Consider the following 8,798-nt stretch of genomic DNA (forward strand, 5'->3'; position numbering starts at 1 on the left):
TTCGGGCAGGCCATACGGAGATGACACAAGCAAGAAGCCCGGGTTGGGGTGTGACCTCACCAGGCCCTGTGCTCCGCGCTGCGCGCGTCGAGCGGCGCTGCGCGCCGGAGGGGCGCGTTGTTAGGTGCCGGAGGGTCGCCGGTGTGCGTGTCCAGGGCGAGTGCGGGCGGGTCTCGGAGAGCGCTCTCTTGGGCGTCCGTTCCCGGTCGTACCGGAACCCCGCTCTTTCCTTGACTGATCCAGAACCACCGCCCTACCTTGCCTGTGAGAGCGCTCTCCCATCCTGCCTCGTACCACGCCTACGAAAGGGGAGTCGTGATCCCCACCATTCGCCGATGGCGTCGACTGGTCACCGCCCTCACCGTCCTCGTCCTCGCCGCGACCACCGCCTCCTTCGTCGCCCCCACCGCCACCGCCGCGCCCGAACTGCTGTCCCAGAACCGGCCCGTCGCCGCCTCCTCCACCGAGAACGGCGGTACCCCTGCCACCGCCGCCGTGGACGGCAACACCGGCACGCGCTGGTCCAGCGCCGCCGCCGATCCGCAGTGGATCAGCGTCGACCTCGGCGCCTCCGCCGCCGTCAGCCAGGTCGTCCTGCACTGGGAGACGGCCTACGCGCAGTCCTTCCAACTCCAGACCTCCGCCGACGGCGCTACCTGGCAGACCGTCAGCACCCACACCGGCACGCCCGGCACGCAGACGATCGCCACCTCCGCCACCGCCCGCCACGTCCGCCTGCACGCCACCGCCCGCGCCACCCAGTGGGGCGTGTCGCTCTGGGAGTTCCAGGTCTTCGGCGTGCGCAACCCGACCAACGTCGTCCGCGTCGCCGAGTTCCTGGCCGACTGCCCGTTCAGCCACCGCCTCCCCGACGACCCGATCGTGGTGCCGAAGCTGCCCGGCGCGTCGCACATGCACAGCTTCTTCGGCAACCGCACCACCAACGCGCACAGCGACGTCAACTCGCTGCTCGCCGGCACCAGCAACTGCAACCCCGGCGTGGACCTGTCCTCCTACTGGGTCCCGACCCTCTACGCCGACAACCAGCCCGTCGAACCCACCGGCACCACCTTCTACTACCTCGGCGAAGGCGTCCGGGACGACGTGATCGCCCGCATCCAGCCCTTCCCGCTCGGCCTGCGGATCGTCGCCGGCAACGCCAAGGCCACGGCGCCCGACTCGTCCACGATCGCCCGCTGGTCCTGCCTGCACGCCGGCCACGTCGGCGCGTCCAAGGACTTCGTCAACTGTCCACAAGGGACAATGCTGGAGTCCTACCTGGACTTCCCGCAGTGCTGGAACGGCCGCGACCTCGACTCGCCGGACCACAAGAGCCACATGGCCTACCCGGTGAACGCCGACTGCCCGGCCACCCATCCGGTGCCCGTCCCCAAGCTGCGCCAGGTCCTGCGCTACCCGGTCAGCGGCGACCCGGCCCGGTTCCGGCTCTCCTCGGGGCCCGGGTTCACCATGCACGGCGACTTCTTCAACGCCTGGCCGGAAGCCGAACTGGCCCGCCGCGTCCGGGACTGCATCAACCCGATCATCAAGTGCGGCGCGGACGGCCGGCCGTGACCAGGGTCCTCGCCGCGCTCATCGCCCTCGCCGCACTCCTGGTCGCACCTCAAGCAGCCCAAGCTGAATGCGGCACCACCAACGCCGCGCTCAACGCCCCGGTCACCGCGTCCTCGACCGAGACGGGCTCGCCGTTCACCCCGGCCAACGCGGTGGACGGCAACCCGGGCACCCGCTGGTCCAGCGCGTTCAGCGACCCGCAGTGGTTGCAGGTGGACCTGGGCTGGACCAAGGAGGTCTGCGGCGCGACGCTGACCTGGGAAGCCGCCTACGCCACCGCGTTCCGCCTGCAAACCTCCACCGACGGCACCACGTGGACCGACGTCTACTCGACCACGACCGGCACCGGCGGCACGCAGAACCCGGCCTTCACCGGCACGGGCCGATTCGTCCGCCTCTACGCGACCGCCCGCGCCACCCAGTGGGGCGTGTCGCTGTGGGAGTTCGCGGTCCGCACGGGCACCACCGGCACCACCGAGACCCTGTTGTCCTACAACAAACCGGCCACCGCCTCCTCCTTCCAGGACGACGGCGCGTGCCCGGCCTGCACCCCGGCCAAGGCGCTGGACTTCAACCCGGCCACGCGGTGGGCCACCAGCGCCACCACCGGCTGGGTGGACCCGGGCTGGATCGCGGTGGACCTGGGCGCGCCGGCGCGGGTCAGCAAGGTCGTCCTGCAATGGGATCCCGCCTACGCCAAGGGGTTCCGCATCGAGACCTCGCCCGACGGGACGAACTGGACGGCCATCCACACCACCACGACCGGCACCGGGTTCAAGCAGACGATCCCGGTGTCCGGCACCGGCCGGCACGTCCGCGTCGCCCTCACCGCGCGCAGCGGCCCGTACGGGTACTCGCTGTGGGAATTCCAGGTCTACGGCACCGGCGGCAGCCCGACCCCGCCCCCGCCGCGGGCCCCCGACCCCGGCAACCCGCTGCGCCTGGTGTGGAGCGACGAGTTCAACACCCCGGCGGGCACGCGGCCCGACCCGGCCAAGTGGCGGCCCGAGGTCGGCACCGGCCAGAACGCGGAACTCCAGTACTACACCAACAACAACAACGCGTTCACCGACGGCGCGGGCAACATGGTGCTGGAGGCCCGCCGTGAGGTCACGCCGGGTTCGTCCTGCCCGGTCGATCCGGTCAGCGGCAGCGGGACGTGCCAGTACACCTCGGCGCGGATCATCACCGAGGGCCGGGCGTCCTGGACCTACGGCCGCATCGAGGCGAACATCAAGGTGTCCGGCACCAAGGGCCTGTGGCCCGCGTTCTGGATGCTCGGCACCGACATCTTCAAGGGCACGCCGTGGCCGGCCAGCGGTGAGATCGACATCATGGAGCACCTGGGCCGAGAGCCGAACACGGCGTACCAGACCATCCACGGCCCGGCTTACTTCGGCGGCGGCGGCATCGGCGCGCCGCGCGACATCGGCCAGGACTACGCGAACGCCTTCCACCTGTTCCGGGTGGACTGGAACAGCCGCGGCATCACCTTCAGCATCGACGGTGTGACGGTGATCTCCATCGACAAGGCCACCGTCGAGGCGACGAGAGGGCCTTGGGTGTTCGACAAACCCTTCTTCATCCTGCTCAACAACGCGGTGGGCGGCGACTGGCCCGGCCCGCCGGACGGCACCACCGTGTTCCCGCAACGGATGCTGGTCGACTACGTGCGGGTGTACCAGTGATGTGAAACGCGGGGCACCGTTCGCGGTGCCCCGCAGCCGGTATAAAAGCTGACGTGGACCGCAGACCAGTCACCTTGGAAGAGGTCGCCCGGGTCGCGGGGGTCTCGCGGGCCACGGTGTCCCGGGTCGTCAACGGCGTCGCCACGGTGGACGTCGAGCTGCGGCGGGTGGTCGAGAAGGCGATCTCGGCGACCGGGTACGTGCCCAACCGCGCCGCGCGCTCGCTGGTCACCCGGCGGGCCGGGGCGATCGGGCTGGTGCTGCCGGACGAGGACCGCACGGTGCACGACCCGTACTTCGGGCGGGTGGTCTCCGGGGTGCTGCCGGTGATCCGGTCGCTGGGCGTGCAACTGGTGCTCACCAGCGGCCACGAGCAGGTGGTGGACGACATCCGGCAGGGCCGGCTGGACGGCGTGATCCTCATCCACACCCACGACGCCGACCCGCTGCCGCGCCTGTTGACCAGGGCGAACCTGCCGGTGGTGCTGGCCGCCCGACCGGTGCGGCCGGTGCCGATCACCTACGTGGACGTCGACCAGGCGGCGGGCGCGGCGCTGGCCGCGGACCACCTGGTCGGGCGCGGGGCGCGGCGGCTGGCGACGATCACCGGGCCGCTCGCGGGCACACCCGGCCAGGACCGGTTGCGCGGCTTCCGGGAGGCGGTCGCGCGGCACGGCCTGCCGGAGCCGTTCGTGGTGGAGGGCGACTTCACCCGCGAGGGCGGCGCGGCGGCGGTCCGGGAGCTGCCGGCGGACGTGGACGGCCTGTTCGTCGCGTCCGACCTGATGGCCTCCGGTGTGCTGCCGGTGCTGCGGTCGCGCGGCCGGCGGGTGCCCGGGGACGTGCGGGTGGTCGGGTTCGACGACAGCCCGCCCGCGGTCGAGAGCGACCCGCCGCTGACGACCGTGCGGCAGCCGGTGGAGGACATGGCGGCGGAGATGGTCCGGTTGCTCGTGGAGCGCGTCGAGCGGCCGGACCGCCCGACCAGTTCCGTCGTGTTCGCCCCCACCCTGGTGGTCCGCGAATCCGCCTGACGCGCTCTCGACGTCGAGGAGCGCGCATGCGCCTGCTGGTCCTTCTCCTCCTGCTCACCGGGTGCGCCGCCGGCCTGCCCGCGCCCGGCCCGACGGCGCTCGGCCCGCCTCCGCTCGGCCCGACCGACGCGGCCTACGTCCAACTGGCCATCCCGCAGGTCGAGTCGGCCCTGCCCCTGCTGGACCTGGTGACCGCCCGGGACGGCACGCTCGCGCCCCTGGCCCGCGAGATCACCGCGAGCCACCGCGCCGAGCTGGACCGCCTGCACGCCCTCCTGCGCGACCGCGGCCTGACCTACCTGGACGAGCACCGCGGCCACGACATGCCCGGCATGGTCACCGCCCCGGAGGTCGCCGGCCTGGGCACGCTCACCGGCCCGGAGTTCGACACGACCGCGGAAGCGCTGCTCAAAGCCCATCTGGACGAGTCCGTCACCGTCGCCCGCGTGGCCCGGGAGTCGGGCACGGACACCGACCTGCGGGCGCTGGTCGCCGACCTGGTCCGCCACCGCGAGGACCACCTGGGCAAGCTGTCGGTTCCCTGAACGGCGGAACACGGGCCGGTCACGGTCCGTTCTGCCCGGTGTGCCGACCGCTGAACCCGTGACCCGTTCCCCGGCCCGCCTCCTCGCGCAGGGCGGCGCGTTCGCCGTCGTGCTGACCGTCGTCATGGTCGGCTCGCTGGACGCGCACCGGCTCGCCACCACGGCGGTCGGCCTGCGCCGCACGATCTCCGAGTACGCGCTGGGCCCGCACCGCTGGGTGTTCGACACGGCCGTGGCGCTGCTCGCGCTGGGCACGGTCGCGGTCCTCGCCGTCCTGGTGCGCCGCGGCATCACCCGGTGGTCCTCCGGCGGCTCGATCGCCTTCCTGGCGTGGTCGGCCGGCCTGGCGCTGGTCGTGGTGTTCCCCAAGCACAACTGGGCGGAGGGGCCGAGCGCGAGCGGCACCATCCACCGGGTCGCCAGCCTGGTCGCGTTCCTCAGCCTGCCGGTGGCGGCGATGCTGCTGGCCCGCCCCTGGCTCAAGGACGCCGTGTGGGGCGGGCACGCGCGGTGGACGTTCCGGTTCGGGCTGCTCTCGGCCCTGGCCTTCACCCCGATCCTGTACGCGGTCCTGGTGAACGCCCTGGTGGGCACCCCGTGGTGGCGCGTGCTGCCGCTGGGGTACTCCGAGCGGCTGCTGGTGCTGGTCGAGGTGGTGGCGGTGCTCGTGGTCGCGGTGTGGGCGATCGCGGCGGCTCAGCCCTCGTACAGGCCGTCCAGCACCGACCGGTAGCGGTTCTCGATCTCGCGGCGGCGCATCTTCAGGCTCGCGGTCAGGGTGCCGTCCTCGACGGTGAAGTCCTTGTCCAGCACGGCGAACTTCTTGATCGTCTCGTGCCGGGCGAGCTTGGCGTTGGCCGCCTGGACCGCGCTGCCGACCTCCGCCTCGGCGTCGAGGCCCGGCGGGGTGGTGTCCGGGTCGAGGGTGACCAGCGCGACGCAGTAGTTGCGCTGGTCGCCGTGCACCAGGACGTGCCCGATGTAGGGGCTCGCGGCCTTGAGCTTGCTCTCGACGTTCTGCGGGGCCACGTACTTGCCCGCCGACGTCTTGATCAGCTCCTTCTTGCGGTCGGTGATGCGCAGCCGGCCACCCTCGTCCAGCTCGCCGATGTCGCCGGTGCGCAGCCAGCCGTCGTCCAGCGTGGCCGCGGTCTCGTCGGGCAGGTTGTGGTAGCCGCGCATGATCCCGCGCCCGCCGATGAGCACCTCGCCGTCGGCGGCGATGCGGACCTCCGTGCCGGGCAACGGTTTCCCGACCGTGCCGAACACGTGCTCGCCCGGCCGGTTGATGAACGACGCCGCCGACGACTCGGTGAGGCCGTAGCCCTCCAGGATCGTGATCCCGGCGCCGCCGAAGAACCGCCCGACCTCGGCGGACAGCGGCGCGGAGCCGGAGATGAAGTACTTGATCCGCCCGCCGACCCGGTCGCGCAGCTTGCTGAACACGAGCTTGTCGGCGATCTTGCGCCGCAGCGTCCACTCGGGGTGCTCGGCGACCGTGAGCGCCCAGTTGAACAGCTTCTCCTTCACTCCGCCCTCGGCGCGCATGGCGGCGACCACCCGGCTGCGGATCTTCTCGAAGACGCGCGGCGCGCCGGCGACGATCGTGGGGCGCAGCTCCTTGAGGTTGTCCGCGATCCGGTCCGCCGAGCCGTCCACGGCGGTCGCGAGGCCGGTGGCGATCATGGCGATCTGGAGCACCTTGCCGAACGCGTGGGACATCGGCAGCCACAGGAAGTGCAGGTCGTCGGGCTGGAGCACGCCCAGTTCCACCACGGCCTCGGCGGTGTAGAGCCAGTTGTCGTGGGTCAGCTCGACGCCCTTGGGCACGCCGGTCGTCCCGGACGTGTAGATCAGGGTCGCCAGGTGCTCGGGCGACAGCTCGTCCACCATCGCGTCGTAGTCGCCCAGCTCGGAGGTCGGCAGGTCGTCGGTGGTCAGCACGCGGACGTCCCCGGCCTTGGCGACCAGGTCCGCGTCCGCGACCACCAGCACGCTGCCCGAGTCGCGGATGACGTGCGCGGCCTCCTCGGCGGTGCCGCTCGGGTAGATCGTGGTGGTGACGCCGCCCGCGGCCAGCACGGCGAGGTCGGCGAGGATCCACTCGACGCTGGTCTGCGCCATGATCGCGACCCGCGCCCCGTCCTTCACCCCGAGCTGGCGGAAGCCCAGCGCGTGCGCGCGGACGCGGTCACCGACCTCCTTCCAGGTGAGCGAGGTCCACGAGCCGTCCACGCGGTGGCGCAGGGCTTCCGCGTCCGGGGTCGCGGCCACGCGCTCACGCAGCAGATCGGGGATGGAACGGGCCATGGCGACCTCCCAGCGGCTGGAGCAGTGCTCTAGAGCGCTACTCTAGACCGCGTGCGGTCGAGAAGTCAGCAAGCGGTCCTCGACGCGGCGCTGGCGTTGGTGGAGGAAGGCCTCCCGGTCACCATCAGCGCCCTGACCGCGCGTTCCGGGGTGTCCAACGGCAGCATCTACCACCACTTCGGCAGCCGGGACGGGCTGTTCGCCGTGCTGTACGAGGAGAGCTTCGCGCGCTGCGTCGCCGCCATGGTCCCGGCGATCGAGCTGGGCGACGCGGAGAAGGTGGTGCGCGGCATGGCCTTGCGCTACCTGGACTGGGTGGCCGCCAACCCGGGCCGGGCGCGGTTCCTCTACGCCGAACCGCTCAGCGCCGACCCGGCGGTCAAACTCGCCACCTTCGCGCCCGTGGCCGCCTGGTTCGCCGAACGCGCGGCAGAGGGTTCGGTCCGTGGTTTTCCCTTGTGGGCGTTGGATCCGGTGGTGATGGGACCCGCGCACGAGTGCGCCCGGCGGTTCCTCATGGGCGCTTTCGACCTGGCGCAGGCGCGCGACGTGGTGGCGGATGCGGTGTGGGGCGCGGTCGCGCCTCTAGGGTGAGGGCATGGCTTCCTGGGGCGACCTCGCCGCGTACGTCCGCGACACCTACGACGTGATCTCCGAGGAGGACGACGAGATCCGCATCCTGTTCAACTTCGAGCAGTTCGACGAGGACGACGACCGGACGCAGGTGATCATCCTGGTCCGCGAGGTGCTGGACAAGCTGCACGAGTGGGTGCAGATCGCCTCGCCGATCGGCCTGGCGGCCAACGTGGACCTGCACGCGCTGCTGGCCGAGGTGGGCAATTCGAGCATCGCGTGCGGCGCGGCGATCATGGGCGAGCACGTCGTGCTGCGGCACTCGCTGCCGTTGCAGGACCTGGACATCCACGAGTTCACCGACCCGCTGGCGCTGCTGGCGAGCACGGCGGACGAGCTGGAGGAGCAGTTCTTCGGCGGCGACGACTACTGAGCCGCCGCCCGGCCGGCTTCGGGCTTGCCGGCCGGGCGCTACGGATTCTCCAGCGTTCCGTGGAACCCCTCCTGCTAAGTTAGGCTGTCCTAACTTAGCGGAGGTGGGGCATGTCCGGCTGCACCGAGTCGCTGACCGTCCAGGTCCGCGCCGGCCTGGGGGAGTGGCGCCTGCACGAGGCCGTCCGGGCCCTGGCCGCGCGCCACCCCGAACTGACCGGCGCCACCTCCTCCGCCCGCCACGTCGACCACCGGGACCTGTCCGGCCACACCGCCGCCGCGCTCGCGTCCGCCGAGGCCCGGGCCCCGGTCCTGCAGGTCGTCTGGCTCGACGGCGGCCCCGAGGGGCGGCTGGTCCTGGTGGCGCGCAAGGAAGTCCTGGCGCTGCTGCCGTGGCACGTCCTGCTGCCCGAACTGGTCGCGGAGTGGAAGGCCGCCACTCTGCGCGCCCTCCCGCGGCCGACACCCGCCTGACCGCCGCGGGCCGTTCACCCCGCCCGGCCGCCGCGGGCCGTTCACCCCGCTCGGACGCCGCGGGCCGTTCACCGCGCCCGGCCGCCCCGGCCGTTCACCGCGCCCGGCCGCCCCGGCCGTTCGGCCACGCGCGCCGACCGCCGCCGCCCGCCGCCGCCCACCGCCCG

The 8,798-nt window shown here is 72.3% G+C and carries 9 protein-coding genes; 8 read left to right on the forward strand and 1 reads right to left on the reverse strand.

What is annotated here, in order from left to right; genetic code table 11:
* Positions 1 to 315 precede the first annotated feature (315 nt).
* From AB0A74_RS41790 to AB0A74_RS41810, 5 genes are read left to right on the forward strand one after another with little or no spacing between them, the layout of a single operon-like run.
* Positions 316 to 1,575 carry a DUF1996 domain-containing protein gene (locus AB0A74_RS41790; protein ID WP_358258662.1) on the forward strand — a complete coding sequence of 420 codons (1,260 nt, stop codon included), beginning with the start codon at positions 316 to 318 and terminating at the stop codon, positions 1,573 to 1,575.
* On the forward strand, positions 1,572 to 3,263 hold the full coding sequence (locus tag AB0A74_RS41795; RefSeq protein ID WP_358258664.1) for a discoidin domain-containing protein: 1,692 nt from the start codon (positions 1,572 to 1,574) through the stop codon (positions 3,261 to 3,263). The genes AB0A74_RS41790 and AB0A74_RS41795 overlap by 4 nt, the downstream gene beginning before the upstream one ends.
* Positions 3,264 to 3,316: 53 nt before the next feature.
* The gene (locus tag AB0A74_RS41800; protein WP_358258666.1) at positions 3,317 to 4,297 is read left to right on the forward strand and encodes a LacI family DNA-binding transcriptional regulator; all 981 of its coding nucleotides are present in this window, start codon (positions 3,317 to 3,319) and stop codon (positions 4,295 to 4,297) included.
* A 26-nt stretch (positions 4,298 to 4,323) separates the two neighbouring features.
* A complete protein-coding gene (locus tag AB0A74_RS41805; RefSeq protein ID WP_358258668.1) occupies positions 4,324 to 4,842 on the forward strand; it encodes a DUF305 domain-containing protein in 519 nt (172 codons plus the stop codon).
* A 58-nt stretch (positions 4,843 to 4,900) separates the two neighbouring features.
* Positions 4,901 to 5,575 (forward strand): DUF998 domain-containing protein, encoded by a 675-nt coding sequence (locus tag AB0A74_RS41810; RefSeq protein WP_358258670.1) that lies wholly within the window; start codon positions 4,901 to 4,903, stop codon positions 5,573 to 5,575.
* Here AB0A74_RS41810 and AB0A74_RS41815 read toward each other — a convergent pair.
* Entirely contained in the window at positions 5,539 to 7,152 is a 1,614-nt protein-coding gene (locus tag AB0A74_RS41815; RefSeq protein WP_358258672.1) for an AMP-dependent synthetase/ligase, read from the reverse strand. The genes AB0A74_RS41810 and AB0A74_RS41815 overlap by 37 nt on opposite strands.
* 51 nt (positions 7,153 to 7,203) lie before the next feature.
* Here AB0A74_RS41815 and AB0A74_RS41820 point away from each other — a divergent pair, with 51 nt between their 5' ends.
* The 3 genes from AB0A74_RS41820 (at position 7,204) to AB0A74_RS41830 (ending at position 8,631) form a co-directional block, all read left to right on the forward strand.
* Positions 7,204 to 7,746 (forward strand): TetR/AcrR family transcriptional regulator, encoded by a 543-nt coding sequence (locus AB0A74_RS41820; protein WP_358258674.1) that lies wholly within the window; start codon positions 7,204 to 7,206, stop codon positions 7,744 to 7,746.
* Between the two features lie 4 nt (positions 7,747 to 7,750).
* On the forward strand, positions 7,751 to 8,158 hold the full coding sequence (locus AB0A74_RS41825) for a hypothetical protein (protein WP_358258676.1): 408 nt from the start codon (positions 7,751 to 7,753) through the stop codon (positions 8,156 to 8,158).
* Positions 8,159 to 8,268: 110 nt separating this feature from the next.
* On the forward strand, positions 8,269 to 8,631 hold the full coding sequence (locus AB0A74_RS41830) for a hypothetical protein (protein ID WP_358258678.1): 363 nt from the start codon (positions 8,269 to 8,271) through the stop codon (positions 8,629 to 8,631).
* Positions 8,632 to 8,798: the final 167 nt, after the last annotated feature.

The sequence above is a fragment of the Saccharothrix sp. NPDC042600 genome, from assembly GCF_040647305.1.
In the GTDB taxonomy this organism is placed as follows: Bacteria; Actinomycetota; Actinomycetes; order Mycobacteriales; family Pseudonocardiaceae; genus Actinosynnema; species Actinosynnema mutabilis.

What these genes read in the sequence shown, in the direction of transcription:
- AB0A74_RS41830 (WP_358258678.1), top strand. Translation starts at nt 8,269, where the DNA reads ATGTCCGGCTGCACCGAGTCGCTGACCGTCCAGGTCCGCGCCGGCCTG.
- AB0A74_RS41825 (WP_358258676.1), top strand. Translation starts at nt 7,751, where the DNA reads ATGGCTTCCTGGGGCGACCTCGCCGCGTACGTCCGCGACACCTACGAC.
- AB0A74_RS41815 (WP_358258672.1), bottom strand. Translation starts at nt 7,152, where the DNA reads ATGGCCCGTTCCATCCCCGATCTGCTGCGTGAGCGCGTGGCCGCGACC.
- AB0A74_RS41805 (WP_358258668.1), top strand. Translation starts at nt 4,324, where the DNA reads ATGCGCCTGCTGGTCCTTCTCCTCCTGCTCACCGGGTGCGCCGCCGGC.